The sequence below is a fragment of the Tsukamurella sp. PLM1 genome, from assembly GCF_023168325.1.
Lineage (GTDB): Bacteria > Actinomycetota > Actinomycetes > Mycobacteriales > Mycobacteriaceae > Tsukamurella.
In genome coordinates this window covers 4,291,442-4,306,374 of record NZ_AP025688.1, presented here as the reverse complement: position 1 = coordinate 4,306,374, position 14,933 = coordinate 4,291,442, and the positions used below count along the sequence as shown (strand labels likewise).

At 69.3% G+C, this 14,933-nt stretch carries 18 protein-coding genes and 3 pseudogenes; 7 read left to right on the top strand and 14 right to left on the bottom strand.

Annotation, left to right across the window (positions count from 1 at the left end):
• Positions 1-2 precede the first annotated feature (2 nt).
• Positions 3-497 carry a TetR/AcrR family transcriptional regulator gene (locus tag MTP03_RS22110; RefSeq protein ID WP_248492333.1) on the top strand — a complete coding sequence of 165 codons (495 nt, stop codon included), beginning with the start codon at positions 3-5 and terminating at the stop codon, positions 495-497.
• Here the strand turns inward: MTP03_RS22110 and MTP03_RS22105 are convergent.
• The 13 genes and pseudogenes from MTP03_RS22105 to MTP03_RS22055 all read right to left on the bottom strand — a co-directional run bounded on the left by MTP03_RS22105 (position 490) and on the right by MTP03_RS22055 (position 10,587).
• Positions 490-1,359: an oxygenase MpaB family protein gene (locus tag MTP03_RS22105; RefSeq protein ID WP_248489984.1), complete on the bottom strand. Its 870-nt coding sequence runs from the start codon at positions 1,357-1,359 to the stop codon at positions 490-492. The two genes, MTP03_RS22110 and MTP03_RS22105, sit on opposite strands and share 8 nt — an antisense overlap.
• Entirely contained in the window at positions 1,356-1,568 is a 213-nt protein-coding gene (locus MTP03_RS22100) for a hypothetical protein (RefSeq protein WP_248489983.1), read from the bottom strand. The genes MTP03_RS22105 and MTP03_RS22100 overlap by 4 nt, the downstream gene beginning before the upstream one ends.
• Positions 1,565-1,780 (bottom strand): hypothetical protein, encoded by a 216-nt coding sequence (locus MTP03_RS22095; RefSeq protein WP_248489982.1) that lies wholly within the window; start codon positions 1,778-1,780, stop codon positions 1,565-1,567. The genes MTP03_RS22100 and MTP03_RS22095 overlap by 4 nt, the downstream gene beginning before the upstream one ends.
• A 21-nt stretch (positions 1,781-1,801) precedes the next feature.
• On the bottom strand, positions 1,802-2,533 hold the full coding sequence (locus MTP03_RS22090) for a hypothetical protein (protein ID WP_248489981.1): 732 nt from the start codon (positions 2,531-2,533) through the stop codon (positions 1,802-1,804).
• 4 nt (positions 2,534-2,537) lie between these two features.
• Complete coding sequence (locus MTP03_RS22085; RefSeq protein WP_248489980.1) at positions 2,538-3,497, bottom strand: MlaD family protein; 960 nt, start codon at positions 3,495-3,497, stop codon at positions 2,538-2,540.
• A complete protein-coding gene (locus MTP03_RS22080; RefSeq protein ID WP_248489979.1) occupies positions 3,494-4,534 on the bottom strand; it encodes an MlaD family protein in 1,041 nt (346 codons plus the stop codon). Before MTP03_RS22080 ends, MTP03_RS22085 begins: the two co-directional genes overlap by 4 nt.
• Complete coding sequence (locus tag MTP03_RS22075) at positions 4,531-5,160, bottom strand: hypothetical protein (protein WP_248489978.1); 630 nt, start codon at positions 5,158-5,160, stop codon at positions 4,531-4,533. Before MTP03_RS22075 ends, MTP03_RS22080 begins: the two co-directional genes overlap by 4 nt.
• A 203-nt stretch (positions 5,161-5,363) precedes the next feature.
• A pseudogene (locus MTP03_RS24135) lies at positions 5,364-5,507 on the bottom strand (MlaD family protein); the annotation flags it as partial.
• Between the two features lie 131 nt (positions 5,508-5,638).
• Positions 5,639-6,706: an MlaD family protein gene (locus MTP03_RS22070; RefSeq protein ID WP_248489977.1), complete on the bottom strand. Its 1,068-nt coding sequence runs from the start codon at positions 6,704-6,706 to the stop codon at positions 5,639-5,641.
• Positions 6,694-7,713 (bottom strand): MlaD family protein, encoded by a 1,020-nt coding sequence (locus tag MTP03_RS22065; protein ID WP_248489976.1) that lies wholly within the window; start codon positions 7,711-7,713, stop codon positions 6,694-6,696. The genes MTP03_RS22070 and MTP03_RS22065 overlap by 13 nt, the downstream gene beginning before the upstream one ends.
• 3 nt (positions 7,714-7,716) lie before the next feature.
• Entirely contained in the window at positions 7,717-8,829 is a 1,113-nt protein-coding gene (locus MTP03_RS24130; protein WP_371821008.1) for an MlaD family protein, read from the bottom strand.
• 45 nt (positions 8,830-8,874) lie between these two features.
• Positions 8,875-9,727, bottom strand: a pseudogene (locus tag MTP03_RS22060) (ABC transporter permease); the annotation flags it as partial.
• 5 nt (positions 9,728-9,732) lie between these two features.
• Complete coding sequence (locus MTP03_RS22055) at positions 9,733-10,587, bottom strand: ABC transporter permease (RefSeq protein ID WP_248489975.1); 855 nt, start codon at positions 10,585-10,587, stop codon at positions 9,733-9,735.
• A gap of 203 nt (positions 10,588-10,790) precedes the next feature.
• Between MTP03_RS22055 and rpsF the strand changes: the two genes are divergently transcribed.
• The 4 genes and pseudogenes from rpsF to rplI all read left to right on the top strand — a co-directional run bounded on the left by rpsF (position 10,791) and on the right by rplI (position 12,427).
• Positions 10,791-11,075, top strand: a complete 285-nt coding sequence (gene rpsF / locus MTP03_RS22050; RefSeq protein ID WP_248489974.1) for a 30S ribosomal protein S6 — start codon at positions 10,791-10,793, stop codon at positions 11,073-11,075.
• Positions 11,076-11,102: 27 nt separating this feature from the next.
• Positions 11,103-11,635, top strand: a pseudogene (locus MTP03_RS22045) (single-stranded DNA-binding protein).
• A gap of 68 nt (positions 11,636-11,703) precedes the next feature.
• Positions 11,704-11,961 (top strand): 30S ribosomal protein S18, encoded by a 258-nt coding sequence (gene rpsR / locus MTP03_RS22040; protein ID WP_068526176.1) that lies wholly within the window; start codon positions 11,704-11,706, stop codon positions 11,959-11,961.
• 13 nt (positions 11,962-11,974) lie between these two features.
• Entirely contained in the window at positions 11,975-12,427 is a 453-nt protein-coding gene (gene rplI / locus MTP03_RS22035; protein WP_248489973.1) for a 50S ribosomal protein L9, read from the top strand.
• A 65-nt stretch (positions 12,428-12,492) separates the two neighbouring features.
• Here rplI and MTP03_RS22030 read toward each other — a convergent pair whose 3' ends face one another.
• On the bottom strand, positions 12,493-12,831 hold the full coding sequence (locus MTP03_RS22030) for a hypothetical protein (RefSeq protein ID WP_248489972.1): 339 nt from the start codon (positions 12,829-12,831) through the stop codon (positions 12,493-12,495).
• On the opposite strand from MTP03_RS22030, the gene MTP03_RS22025 reads away from it, so the two are divergent.
• Together MTP03_RS22025 and dnaB are read left to right on the top strand one after the other, a co-directional pair.
• Entirely contained in the window at positions 12,821-13,009 is a 189-nt protein-coding gene (locus MTP03_RS22025) for a hypothetical protein (RefSeq protein ID WP_248489971.1), read from the top strand. The two genes, MTP03_RS22030 and MTP03_RS22025, sit on opposite strands and share 11 nt — an antisense overlap.
• Before the next feature lie 507 nt (positions 13,010-13,516).
• Positions 13,517-14,923 carry a replicative DNA helicase gene (gene dnaB, locus MTP03_RS22020; RefSeq protein WP_248489970.1) on the top strand — a complete coding sequence of 469 codons (1,407 nt, stop codon included), beginning with the start codon at positions 13,517-13,519 and terminating at the stop codon, positions 14,921-14,923.
• Positions 14,924-14,933: the final 10 nt, after the last annotated feature.

Sequence of the window (14,933 nt, the reverse complement as noted above, 5' to 3'; positions counted from 1 at the left end):
GCATGGGCCAGATCGGTCAGGCGGCCGGGATCGTGCCGTCGGGGATGTACCGCTACTTCCCGAACAAGGCCGGCATCCTGGTGGCCGCGCTCGAGCGCGCGGGCGCCGCGACCGTCGACTTCATCGCAGAGGTCTCGGAGGCGCACGCGGAGCCGCGGGCCCGGTTGGCAGCACTGGCGCAGGCCTATGTGCAGCTGTCCTTCCGCACGTCCAAGCTGATGACGGTGTACTTCCGCGAGATCGGCAACGTGCCCGACGCCGACCGCAGTCGCCTCGCGGGCGTGCAGCGCGGCAACATCGCCGAGTTCGCCGAGGCGGTGGTGGCCGTGCGTCCGGGCCTGAGCACGGCCGAGGCCACCTTCCTCGTGCACGCCGCATTCGCGGTGGTGTTCGACGTGGGGCGCTCGCGCCGGTTCGATCCCGCCCCGGACTTCCAGGCGGAGGTGTACGCGATGGTCTGCGCGGTGCTCTTCGGCCCGGCCGCGCCGCTCAGATGAGCGGCGTGCCGGCGTCGATCCGGCGCCGCAGGTCCAGCATCAGCGCGTAGCTGCCGCCGAACCGCAGGAATCGCGGGATGAACCGGTTGACGAAGGCCACGAACGCGAAGAGGTTGTCGAACCGACGCTGGTCCGCAGCCGACCATTGCACACCCATCTGCTCGCGGAAGAACGGCGACAGGTAGCCGATGGTGAGGAAGCGCAGCAGCGAGCCGAACACGATCCGCATGGGCCAGTTGATCATCCGCAGATGTAGAAGGTCGTCGAGGTACTCGGCCACGGGCTCGTCGAGCCGGGTCTTCCCGCACGCCGCCGTCCAGTACTCGTCGAACGCGACCCGGGAGGCGGGCCACATGTCCCGCGGCACCTGCATCGACGTCGCGAGGGTGGCGGCCGACTGGTAGAAGTTCTCCGCCTGCTCGTCCGACAAGGGGCCGTTGAGCAGCTGGTACGAGTCCTCGAACCCGATGAACAGGCATGCGGCGACCCATAATTGGAGCTCGCGGTCGAACGCGTTGTACTTCACGGCGGCGCCCGGCGCCGAGTGCACCTGGCGATGGGCCACGTTGACGGCCTCCCGGAACGCGTCGATCTCTCGCTGCGTGCCCAGGAGCGCGACGGCGAGGTACTGCGTGGTGGTGCGGGCGCGCTTCCAGGGGTGCTTCATGAGGGCGCCGCTGTGCACCGTCGAATCCACCACCCCGTGCCCCACACCGGGATTCATCATCTGCATCGCCACGTTGGCGGCGGCCCCGGCGAAGGACCAGAAGTCGAGTGCGTCCGTCACCGCCAGCCGGCGCTTGCCGGTGCGGCGGTTCGTTCCCGGGATGGCGATCCGGGTCTGTTGCACAGTGAGCGTCATCGGGCGGCCTCCTGGGACGTGGGCGGGAGCGTGGCGAGGTAGTCGTAGAGGGCCTTGATCCCCCAGAGCAACAGCACGACTCCCGCCGCCACCAGGGCGATCAGGGCGAGCCATGCCGCGAGCCGCACGACGGCGGCCACGCGGTGCCGGCCGCCGAGGATCTTCACGAACTGGACCACCAGGTCGATGGCCCACACGAGCGCCATCATTGCATCGTCACGTTCGTGAACAGGAGCACCGGCCAGCACACGATGGCGCCGAGGAACGAGACGATCCGTTCCACGCCGCGCAGATCGCCGAGGTGATCCATGTGCGTCACCGACCACGCGACCCCGACCAGCAGGTAGGGGATCCCGACCAGAATGAGGAAGCCGATGAACTCCGAGACCTTCATCTCGTAGTCGAGGAAGCGTTGCAGCATCTTTCGTCCTTCTCCGAGGCGTCAGTTGGGGGTGCCCGACGGTGCCGGAGCCACCGGCAGCGACGGCATCGTCGGGGTGCCGGGCGGGGTCGCCGATGCCGGGGCCGACGGGCTCGCCGTGCCCGACGGTGCGCCGCCCAGGTCGCCGAGGACGGCCGCCGGGTCGGCGGAGTCGCCGACCTCGGTGATGACCCAGTCGCGCCCCCGGTCGATCGAGACCGAGTACGCCGTGGTGCTCACGGTGCCCTGCGGCGCCTGCACGTTCTGCGAGGAGACATCGACCGCGACCTTCACCTGGTAGATGCCGTTGACCTCGGAGACGACCTTCGCGAACAGCGCCTTGCCGGTGGTGGTCATGCGGAGCGGCGTGAGGATCTCGCGCATGGTGTCGGTAATGGAGTCGAACTTCGCGGACAGCTCCGGGGTGACGCCGGTCTTCATCGCGTTGAGCCACGGGGTGAGGTCGCGATAGTCCATCGTCGCCGCCTTGACCGCGTAGTCCGCGGCGATCTGCTCGGCCCGGGCACGGTCGGCGGCCGCAGCCCGCTCGTCGCTGAGCGTCCGGGTCTGCAGGTACAGCAGGACCGAGACGGCGACGAGGGCGACCACCACGACGGTGGCGAACACCGTGCGGATCGTCGCCGACGGTGCGCGCCGCGCGGGGGCCGCATCGTCCTCGGGATCGGTACGCGGCGCGGGTGTCTTCTCGTCGAGTTCGGTCATCGTGCGGTCCTTGTCGTCGGTGTCGGGCACGGGATCACGGCCGGGGGAGAGTGATGGTCACGCGGGCCGCCCCGTCGGGACCGGCGACCTGGAGGGCGGTGGACAGCAGCGTGCTCAGGTCGATCAGCGGCACCGTCCGGTTGAGCGCCGAGAAGATCGAGATGAACGGGCCCCCGGTGGTGGCGAGCGCGGGCAGCAGCTCGTCGAGGTACGGCTTGAGGCGCATGAGGAACGGGTCGATCGTCTTCGCGAACGGTGTCGGAGCGTCCAGGGTGAGTACCATCTTCTGGACGGCCTCGACCGCGCCGCGGACCACGGTGGCGGTGTTCTGGAACTCGGTCCCCAACCGGCTCACCGCGTTCGGCGCCCAGCCGAGGTCGGCGGAGTAGACCTGGGTGTCGGCGAACATCGTGCGGATGGCTGGCATGCGACTGAGCACCGTCGAACTGAGCAACTGGCCCGCGCGACTGAGGGTGGCCAGCTCGTCGTCGCGGCCGTTGGTGGCCTGCCACGCCGTCTGGACCACGTCGGCGATCGCGCCGCTGTCGGCGGTGCGGTTGAGCGCGGCGAGGGCCTTGAACACGTCGCTCACCGACTTCGACTGCGACACGGACGTGGCGGGTACGACTGCGCCGGAGGCGAAGACGGGGCCGCCCGACGAACGCGGCGAGACCTCGATGTACGGCTCGCTGAGTGCGCTGAGTTGCTCGATCGCCAGCGCGGAATCGACCGGGATGCGGTACTCCGACGGATAGCGGACGCGGACCTCGACGCCCTCGGCCGACGGCCGCACGTCGGTGACGTCGCCGATCCGCACGCCGCGCAACATGATCGGTGAGCCCGGGCTGAGCTGGCCGGTGTGCGCGAGCGTGAGCGACAGCGACGTGTACTGCACGCCCGGGCGCAGGCCCATGTAGCCGAACACCAGGATCGACAGCCCGACCACGAGCACCGCGGTGAACGTCACCGCGTTCGCGATCAGTTCCTTCCTCATTTCACCGCTCCGATCATCCGCATCGCCCGCACCGCCTGCTCCGCCTTGTCGGCCGTCGGCACCGCGGTCCCGTCGAACACCTTCGCGACGTTGATCTTCGGTCCGTTTTCGACCCAGGGGATGATCTTGTCGCGGAACAGGTTCCGCAGGTTGATCAGGTTGTCCGGGTGGGTCGCGCCGACCGGCCGGTCGAGCATGAGCAGCGGGCTGATCACCTCGGTGAGCAGCGCAGCGAGGTCGCGCACCCCCGGCGTCAGCGGGGAGGCGTTCGCCACGACCGGGGCGAGCCCGGCGAACACCTCGGTGACGCGGGCGGTCTCGGCGATCGTGCCCCACCGGCGCAGCCCCACCGGCGACAGGTACTCGCCGATCCGTGTGCGCTCGGCGACGATCTTGTCGGTGATCCCGACTACCGAGCGCAGCGCACTGTCGAGGGATCGGGTGTCGTTGGCCCAGGCCATCAGCGTGGTCGCGAGGTTGTCGGTGATCTTGCGGGTACGCGCCGGATCGTCGGGGAAGGCACCGTCGAGCCTGGTGACGGTGTTGCCGAGCTGCGCGACGCCACCACTGCCCAGGAATCCGGAGATGCTCACCATGAGGTCCTCGATCTGGTCCGGTGGCCTGGTCTGCGCGAGGGGGATGGTCCCACCGCCGCGCAGGGCGGCGGCCGTGGAGTTGGGCGATGCGGCGAGCGCGATGTAGACGTCGCCGAGCAGCGTGTCCTGACGGAGTTCGGCCGTCGCGTCGGCGGGGATCGTGGCGGGCTGCGTGATGGTGAGAGTGGCGACCGCGCGGTCCCGGTCGAGGCGGAGCGAGTCGAGCGTGCCGATCGCGCGCCCGTTGTACCGGACCTGCGCCTGGTCGGGCAGGTTCAGGGCGTTCGCGAACTCGACCTTGAGCGGCCAGCCCGAGGACCACGTGACGGGGGTCGGCAGCGTCGACGGCCCGGCGCCGCGGATGCCGACGAAGCCGAGCACTAGGATCGCGAGGATCACCACTGTGCGGGTGAGCCTGCTGCGCACGGTGATCCGGTTCATCGTGCCGCCCCCGTCCCGCGCAGGATCGTCGAGATGAGGTCGACGTCGATGTGACCGGGGTCGACCACCCGGCACTGCCCCGGCGCGATCCGGTTCACGTTGGCGCAGGTGAGTTCCGGGTTGCGCGCCACCATCTTCGTGGGCGGTGGGGTGTACTCGATCTTCAGGCCGAGCGTCTTCTGGTCGAAGGACACGGTGAACGCGTCGATCAACGGCGGCAGGAAGCCCAGCAGGTCGCCCCAGTTCTTCACGCCCGCGGAGATCAACCGCGACGCGGGGATCACGGTGTCGAGGATCGGCCACAAGTTGTGTCCGTAGTGCGCGATGAGGTCGCGCAGCATCTGGCCGAGTGGGATGAGCGCTTCGGCGAGCGTCTGCGTGGTCCGCGCGGTCGGGGTGATCACGTCGGCGAGGCCGCCGGGGGTGTTCGTCAGGAGGGTCTTGAGCGGGTTCCAGTTCGATGTCATTCCGCCCGTGAGCGACGAGATCGAGTCGATGGTCTGGCCGACGTCGCCGATGCCGGGACCGGGGTCGTCGAGGAGGGCGGCGAGGCCGTCGATGACGCCGCCGATGTCCGGACCGGTGCCATTGGTCGCTTCGGCGAGCGACGTGATCGAGTCCTCCACCTGCTTCGCCTGCGCCGGCCCACCGCCGATGGTGAGCTTCGTCGCGAGATCGCCGATGGTCGAGAGGCTTCGGCTGAGCGACTGGGGGTCTTGGTGTCGGTGAGGCAGGCACCGGCCGCGAGCTGCGGTCCCGCGCCGGTCCCGCCGACGAGCGCCAGTTGCCGCGACGCGATGAGGGAGGCGGCGACGGTGACCGCGCCCGCGTCGGCGGTGAGCCGCTGGTCGGCGTCGATACTGAATTCGACCCGGGCGTCGGCGGTCTGCGGCGTGATCGCCGTGATTCGCCCGATCGGAACGCCGAGCCGGGTGACCGGGTTGCCCACGTACAGGCCGATCGCGTCGGGCATGAGCGCGCAGTGCTGCGACTGCGGCTCGCCGGGGGTTCGCGCGACGTACAGCGCGCCGGCGATGACCGCGCCGACGACGCCGATCGCGAGCGCCGAGATCAGCCACTTGGAGGCGAGGATCCGGGTGAGCATCAGCACGGTGCCCCTTCCATGGGGATGCAGTACTGCGACGAGATGGTGGGGACGGAGGCGTCGAAGACGATGGTGCCGTCGGGCTTCACCGAGGATTGCAGGCGCCGCAGGACCTTCATCGCGTCGTCGATCATCTGCTGGTACTTCTGGAGCAGTCCGCCCATCTGCACGGACATCAGGTTGAACTGCGCCTCCATCGAGGCGAGGTTCTCCTGGTAGAACAGCGCGGGCGGGAGGATCCGCTTGAGTACGAGGTCCAGCGAGCTCATGAAGCGTTTGTATCCGGCCACGTTCAGGCGCGCGGTGGAGAAGTAGACGTTCATGTCGCGCATGATCTGGGTGAGGACGTCGCCGTTGCGGTCGATCTCCTTCGAGTACTCGGCCAGGGTTTGGACGAACCCGCCCACCTGCTCCTTCTGCCGCGAAAGGCTCTGCACCACATCGGACATGGTGGTCAGGAGCTCCTTCATCCGTCCCGGCTCGCCCGCCGTCGCGCGCTGGATCTGGGCGAGCGATTCACGCAGCGGCGCCGGATCCACCGCCCGGATCTTCGGCTCCGCCTGCTGAAAGGTCTGAACCAGGCTGTAGGGCAGGCGGACCCGGTCCTTCGGGATCGTGCCCGAGCCGAGCGGGCTGCTGCCGATCGAGTCGATGTCGACGAAGTAGCCGCCCACGCCGGTGAGCATCTTCACTGCTACGCGCGACTGATCGCCGATGTGCACCCCCCGGTCGACCCGCAGACCCACCGCGACATGATCGCCCGCGAGTTCCACCGCGCTGACGGAGCCCACGGAGACGCCCGCTACCCGGACGTCGTCGCCCGCGCGGATCATGCCCGCCTCGGGGAAGTCCGCGCGGTAGACGGTGGTGCCGACGGGCCGGACCGCGAGCACCGAGCTGGCGATCACCACGACCAGGGCGAGCACGACCCCGAGGACGCCGAAGCCCAGTTGCCGTGCCCGGGAACTCGGCAGGGCCCAGAACTCCTCGATGCCGCTGAAGAACTTCAGCGTGAGGCCGTGACCGTCGCGGAGCAGGCGGGCGGGGAGGGCGGTCAGTTGCGGCACAGCGTCACCTTCGTTCCCCGGAGGAACACCTGGATGCCGGCGGGCAGGCTGGCCTCGCCGCGGCTGCAGCCCGTCGCGCCGCCCCCGGCGGGCGTGCGCTGTTGGGTGAGCGAGGCGAACAGGCCCGGCAGCAGTGCGGCCAGGTCGACCAGGCTCTGCAACCGCGGCAGTTCGGGGCGGGCGAGCTCCAGCCAGGTCGCGCCGGCGGGCTGCAGGCCCGCGCCGCGCAGCAGCGCATCGGCGGCGGCCATCAGTTCGGCGCCCTGATCGGACAGGATCTTCGTTGACGGTGCAGCGTTGCGCAGCACCTGGCCGATGCTGGTGAGGTACCCGATCACGGTGGGCAGCGTCGTCGATTTCCCGCCCAGCGTCTCGTTCATCGCGCTGAGATTCCGCACGAGCGTCTCCAGCAGCGCGGACCTGTCGTTCGTGAACCGGGCCAGCGTCTCCAGCGCGTTCATGAGCGGGCCGAGGCCGGAACCGTCGCCCTCCACGACCGCCGCGATCGACTGCGCCAGGTGGTTGATCTGGTCGGGCTGCATCGCGGCGAGCACGGGCTGCAGGCCGTTGAAGATCGAGGTCACGTCGAACGACGGCACCGTCCGCTCCGTGCCGATCGTGGCGCCCGGCTCGATCGCGGCGGCCTTCGCGTCGCTCGACGTGACGTCGAGGTAGCGCAGACCGGTGAGGTTCTGGAAGCGGATCGACAGCGTCGACTTCCCGGTGAGGCGCTGCTCGCGATCGAGGGTGAACCCGACCCGGGCGAGCGTGGCCCGCGCACCGTCGCCCTGTTCCAGCGCAACGGATTCCACCTTCCCGACCTGGACGCCGAGTAGCCGCACGTCGTCGCCGGGGCGCAGCCCCGAGGCGTTGGTGAACAGCGCGGAGTACGACGCCTGCGCGCCGGACGCCGGCCGGGTCAGAGCGCGCACGGTGAAGGCGCCGCCGACCGCGACGAGGACGATGAAGATCAGGAGCAGGATGCCGGGGTTCCGAGTGGTACGCACGTATCAACGCCCCCTTGCGGTGGTCGGGGCCGACGGTGTCGCCGGCCCGGGCTTCGGGGTCGACGGTGCCGCCGTGCCGGGTCGGGCCGGGGCGGGCTTTCCGGGCGGGGTGACGGTGAACTCCGGCATCGGGGGCAGCATGGAGGCGATCGCGGGGAAGCGCTGGAACGTGACGTCGAGGTTCAGGACCGGGCCGGATCCGTTGTCGGGCATGGAACGCCGGACCCGCTCGATGAGCTCCTCGAGCTGGCGACCGTTGCGCGCGGCGTCGGGCATGGAGTCGACCATGCGGGTCGCGAGTTCGCGGACCGGGGTCAGCACTTCGGTGAGCGCCTTCGCGTTGTCCGGGCTGAGCAGGCCGGCCACCGTCGGGAGCAGTTCCTTGACGAACAGATCGATCGTGCCCTTCTGGCCCTCGGGGTAGCCCTTGGTGTCGGGTCCGCTCCACTCCCACAGCGTTTTCAGGGCGGGCAGGAGGTGTGCCGCGGAGCCGTCGACGGAGCGCAGCACGGCGGCGATGGTGGGCAGGGTCTGCGCGGTGGGGATGCGCTGGGTGTCGGCATTGGCCTCGGCGATGGCGCCGATCGCGCCGAGGAACGGCAGGAACTGGCGCGTCGTGGTGTCGGCCTGTGCGAGGAGCTGGGACATGTGAGGCCGGAAGCCTTGGCGCTCCAAGGAACTGAGCGAGCGGATGAGGGTCGACATGGTGCCATCGTCGGGCGTGCCGAGCGGCTCGAAGGAGGCACCGTCGGCGAGGACCCGGCCCGCGCGCGCGGGCGTGAGGGCGACCACGGTGATGCCGAACGTGTTCCCCGGGGCGAACGCGACGCGGACGGCGTCGGTGACCAGATCGTCCGCGGTGCCGTTGAGTTCCATCTCGACGCCGAGCTTGCCGGAGCCGCGCTCGGAGATGCCGGTGACGGATCCGATCCGGAGTCCGTCCATCTCGATGGCGGTGCCGGGGGCGACGCCCGGCGCGACGGCGCGGACGACCAGCGTCAGGGTCTTCGACGGGGTGGTGGTCAGCGCGCGGACGCTCCAGAAGGCACCGGCGGCGAGCACCGCCACGAGGAGGGCGGCGAGCCCGCGGCGCAACAGGGCCGGGCCCGGCGTCATCATTCCGGAGACGGGCGTGATTCCGTGCGTAGTCGTCATGCCGTCACCCCGGAACACCAGTTCGCTGTCGATGCCCCAGATGGCGATCGTGAGGAGCATGTCGAGGACGACGATGGCCACCATCGAGGCGCGCACGGCCCGGCCGGATGCGACGCCGACGCCCTCAGCCCGCCGGAGGCGAAGAAGCCCTGGTAGCAGTGGATGAGGATGACGGCCGCCAGGAACACGACGACCTTGCCGATGGATGCGACGAGGTCTGCGGGGAGAGGAACTGTTGGAAGTAGTGCTCGTAGGTGCCTGCTGCGTCGCCCTGCGACAGCGTGACGATGGTGCTGGCGGCGAAGAAGCTGACGATGATCGCGATGAGGAAGATCGGCACGATCGCGATCACTCCGGCGATGATGCGGGTGCTCACCACGAACGAGATCGAGCGCAGGCCGAGCGCCTCGAGGGCGTCGATCTCCTCGGTGATGCGCATGGCGCCGATCTCGGCGGTCATCCGGCACCCGGCCTGGACGGCGAAGCCTGCGGCGGCGAGCATGGGCGCGAACTCGCGGGTGTTGGCGAGCGCGGCGATGACGCCGGTCAGCGGGCCCATCCCCAGTAGGTCGAGGGTCGCGAACGCCTGGACGGCGACGGTGCCGCCGACGGCGAGGCCCAGCACCACCATCATCAGGGAGGTGCCGCCGCCGACGATGACGGCGCCGCGGCCCCAGGTGAGGTCGGTGACCGTGCGGATCGTCTGCTTCGGGTAGGCGCGCAGGGCGTGCGGGATCAGCGCGATCGCCGAGACGGCGAACGACGTGATGTGGCCCAGGCGGGCGATGACGACGCGCAGCGCGTCGTACGCCGTGCCGAGCGTGCGGACGCCGCGCGGGCGGTAGCGGGCGATGGTCATCGGGCTCAACCCACCCTCATGGGGAAATAAGACGTGTAGATCTGCGTGAGCGCGAAGTTCAGCACGATGATGCCGACCGTCGAGACGACCACGGTGGTGTTCACCGAATCGGCGACGCCGCGGGCGCCGCCCTTGGCCTCCAACCCGTGCTGGCAGCCGAGGATCGCGATGATGAGGCCGAAGATCGCGGCCTTGAGGAGAGAGAACGCGAAGTCGCGCGTGGTGGCGTAGGCGCCGAAGCTGAGCCAGTAGCTGCCGGCGGTGACGTTCTGGCCGAAGACGGCGAGGTAGTACGCCGCTCCGATGCCGACGACGATGATGAAGGTGCACAGCAGCGGGGCGACGAGCGCGGCCGCGATCATCCGGGGGACGACGAGACGGCGCACGGGGTCGATGCCCATCACCCGCATCGCGTCGACCTCCTCACGGATGGTGCGCGAGCCCAGGTCGGCCGCGATCGCGGAGGCGCCGGCGCCGCCGAGGAGTAGGCCCGCGGCGAGCGGCGCGGCCTGCTGGATGACGGTGAGGCCGCTGGCGGCGCCCATCAGCGATCCGGCGCCGATCTGCTGCACGATGCTGCCCACCTGGATGGTGACGATGACGCCGAACGGGACCGCCATGAGGAAGGCGGGGACGGCGGTCACGCTGACCAGGAACCAGGACTGGGTGATGATCTCGCGGATCTGTACGCGCCCACGGAGCAGGTCGGCCGCCATCGCGACGATCGAGTTCAACACGAGCTCGACGGTCCGCCCCAGGGTGCGGACCGGCCCGAGCGCGTTGTCGTCAATGTTCCGGCGCAGCGCGGCGAGCGCGCCCGGCCGGGTTGCCGGGGCGGTTCCGGTGGTTCGCTCGGACATCGGCGCCTCCCTTCGTCCGCCATATGTTAGGGAATATTCTCTAGCTGTGGGTGATTTCGGCCACATATATCCGAGCGCGGCGTCACTTTCCTGATTTCGCTGGTGGCGAGGCATTGGGGTACCCTGGGGCGGTTGCCGATGCGGCGACACTCCTGCCGCGGAGAGTCCGCGGCCGCATAGTCCATAGGAGGAGGCGAAAGCCCATGCGTAAGTACGAACTGATGGTGATCCTGGATCCGAGCCTGGATGAGCGCACCGTCGCTCCCTCGCTCGAGACCTTCCTGAACGTGGTCCGCAAGGACGGCGGATCGGTGGAGAACGTCGATATCTGGGGCAAGCGTCGTCTCGCCTACGAGATCACCAAGAACTCCGAGGGCATCTACGCGGTGATCGATCTGACCGCCGAGCCCGCCACCGTGAACGAGCTCGATCGTCAGCTCAAGCTGAACGAGTCGGTGCTTCGCACTAAGGTGCTGCGGCAGAACTAGCCGTACAACGAATCAGGGAGAGTCACCATGGCAGGCGATACGGTCATCACGGTCATCGGCAATCTGACGGCGGATCCGGAGCTGCGCTTCACCCCGTCGGGGGCCGCAGTGGCCAACTTCACCGTCGCCTCCACGCCGCGCACGTTCGACCGCAACACCAATGAGTGGAAGGACGGCGAGGCGCTGTTCCTGCGCTGCAACATCTGGCGCGAGGCGGCGGAGAACGTCGCCGAGTCGCTCACGAAGGGCACGCGCGTCATCGTCTCCGGCCGGCTCAAGCAGCGGTCGTACGACGATCGCGAGGGTCAGCGGCGCACGGTGGTGGAGCTCGAGGTCGACGAGATCGGCCCCTCCCGAGGTACGCGACGGCGAAGCCGACGCGCACGCAGCGCGGCGGCGGTGGCGGCGGTTTCGGTGGCGGCCAGCAGGGCGGCGGTGGCGGTTACAGCCAGCCCGCGCAGCAGGCTCCGCGCCAGAACCAGCCCGCAGACGATCCGTGGGGCAGCGCCCCCGCGGCCGGGAGCAACTTCGGCGGCGGCACCGACGATCCGCCGTTCTGATCCCGGATCGAACACTGTGTACGGGCACCTCGCTGCCCGGATAGACCTCAACAAGGAGTACCAACACCATGGCCGGTAAGGGCAATGGCCGGAAGGTGCGCGTCGAGAAGGCCGTCAAGGCCAAGGCGTGCACGTTCTGCAAGGAGAAGAACACCAAGATCGACTACAAGGACACCACGCTGCTGCGTCGGTTCCTGTCGGAGCGGGGCAAGATCCGCAGCCGTCGCGTGACGGGCAACTGCGTCCAGCACCAGCGCGACATCGCGATCGCCGTCAAGAACGCGCGTGAGGTGGCTCTGCTGCCGTTCACGTCGACGACCCGCTAAGGAGGGTGAAGAAATGAAGCTCATCCTCACCGCCGATGTCGACAACCTGGGCGGCCCCGGCGACACCGTCGAGGTCAAGGACGGCTACGGCCGCAACTACCTGCTGCCCCGCGGCCTGGCCATCGTCGCCACCCGTGGCGCCGAGAAGCAGGTCGAGGGCATCCGCCGCAGCCAGGAGGCCAAGCGCGTGCGCGGCCTCGATCACGCCAACGAGCTGAAGCAGGCCATCGAGGGCCTCGAGGCCGTCTCGCTGACCGTGAAGACCGCCGAGTCGGGCAAGCTGTTCGGCTCGGTCACCGTTGCCGACGTCGCCGGCGCCCTCAAGGCCGCCGGTGGGCCCGTGGTCGACAAGCGCAGCATCGAGCTGCCCGAGGGCCACATCAAGTCCACGGGCTCGTTCCCCGTGGTCGTGGCCCTGCACCCGGACGTCCGCGCGAAGTTCGCGCTCACCGTCTCGGCGCAGTAGTTCCTACGACGAACGCCCCCATCGCCATCGGCGGTGGGGGCGTTCGTCGTCTGCGGGCCCGGGTGTCAGACCTTCAGCGTGCCGACGCACGGCGTGCTGGTCTGGGTGCCGATCCACTCGGACCCCGCGCCGGCCTTGATCACCATGTTGAACGTGACGGTGCCCTTGCCGGTCGTGATCGGGGTCTTGTTCAGGGTCGGCGACGCGCCGACGCCGCTGACCTTCGCGGTGCCGTACTTGCCCGTGGTGGTGTTGTTCCACGACACGGCCGAGGTGGACGCGAACTGGCTCAGGACGAAGTCGCGGTAGCCGGCGGTGCCGGTCGCGGAGATGAAGATCTGTCCGTTCGTGCCGGCAGTCGCGGTGACCTTCCAGGTCAGTTGATCGCCACCGATGACGAACATCGGGTTGGCGCTGGAGCACGTGGCCGTGACGGAGGCGGGCTTCGGCTTCGGAGCGGGCTTCGGCGCCGCCGCCGCGGGTCCGATGGCGCACGTGGCGACAGCCGCGAGCGCGACCGCGACGCCGGCTGTGCGCGTCGAGATCGTGGAGGTGTTCATCGGGGGCGTCCTTCCGCTGTGAATGATGCTCGGATCAGGCTACTCGGTGCAGGGCGCAGGAAGAAGGCGGCCTCGTTGCCACGAACGTGTTCTCGCAGGTAGTGAGGCCGCGAGGTGACCGATCGGTAACAACGGGGGTGCGTTTGACCACCCGCCGGGGAACGATGCACTGACGACACGCCCGAATGTCAGGACGGTGCGACACGCGGGCGGATGTCACTCCACAGCCCGTGCATGAATTCGGACCGCCCTGACCAGGGACGTTATCGATGTCCGATGTTTGTTTCCACAGGTTTTCCCCATCCCTCCACACCGGCGTCCCCATGCTGGTCGCGCGCCCTCCACAAGAAGTGCACAGCTTCATCCACAGGTCGGCTTTGCGTCCGCGCGCGGAGGGCTTAGCGTTCACGGGCGTTGGTCGCGAGCGCGCGGACGGCAAGGTTGTCAGAGCGCTGCGCTAGACCTACGGGTGAGCAACGGCGAGTCCGCGCGCCTCCTCGGAGGCCGGGACGGGAGAGAGGCGGGTGCGGTGTCGGTCACGGACGAGCAGGAGTACACCCCCGGTCCCGCGAACGGCGCCGGCCCCTCGCCCGACGGTCCGCCGCCCGAGGACTTCGGCCGCCAGCCCCCGCAGGACATGGCCGCCGAGCAGTCCGTCCTCGGCGCGATGATGCTCTCGAAGGACGCGATCGCGGACGTGCTGGAGCTCCTGAGCCCGGGGGACTTCTACCGGCCCGCGCACCAGTCGGTGTACGACGCGATCCTCGACCTGTACGGCGCGGGTGAGCCCGCGGACGCCGTCACCGTCTCCGCGGCCCTCGACCGCAAGGGCGAGCTCAAGCGGGTCGGTGGCGCGCCGTATCTGCACACGCTGATCTCCACGGTGCCCACGGCCGCGAACGCCGGCTACTACGCCGAGATCGTCGCGGAGAAGGCGATCCTGCGTCGGCTCGTCGAGGCCGGGACCAGGATCGTCCAGTACGGCTACTCGGGGTCCGACGGTGCCGACGTCGCCGAGGTCGTCGACCGCGCGCAGGCCGCCGTGTACGACGTGACCGAGCGCAAGGCGTCCGAGGACTACGTGATCCTCGAGGAACTGCTCCAGCCGACGATGGACGAGATCGACGCCATCGCCTCGCGCGGCGGCATCAGCATGGGCGTGCCCACCGGGTTCACCGACTTCGACGCGCTCACCAACGGCCTGCACGCCGGGCAGATGATCATCGTGGCCGGACGCCCGGGCGCGGGTAAGTCGACGATGGCGCTGGACGTGCTGCGCTCGTGCGCGATCGAGAACCACATGCCCGGCGTGCTGTTCAGCCTCGAGATGAGCAAGACCGAGGTGGTGATGCGCCTGCTCTCCGCGGAGGCGCGGATCAAGCTGGCGGACATGCGCTCGGGCAAGATGTCCGACGACGACTGGACGCGGCTCGCGCGCCGCATGTCGGAGATCTCCGAGGCCCCGCTGTTCGTGGACGATTCGCCGAACCTCACGATGATGGAGATCCGCGCGAAGGCACGGCGGCTCAAGCAGCGGCACGATCTCAAGCTGATCGTGATCGACTACCTGCAGCTGATGACGTCGGGCAAGAAGGTCGAGTCGCGCCAGCAGGAGGTCTCGGAGTTCTCCCGCCAGCTGAAGCTGCTCGCGAAGGAGCTCGAGGTCCCGCTGATCGCCGTGGCGCAGCTCAACCGTGGCCCCGAGCAGCGCACCGACAAGAAGCCCCAGGTGGCCGACCTCCGCGAGTCCGGCTCGCTCGAGCAGGACGCCGACATGGTCGTCCTGGTGCATCGCCCCGACGCCTACGAGCGCGACGATCCCCGCGCCGGCGAGGCCGACTTCATCCTTGGCAAGCACCGCGCCGGGCCCACGGCGACCGTCACCGTCGCCCACCAGCTGCATTACTCGCGCTTCGTGGACATGGCCAAGGGCTGAACCACCGCTG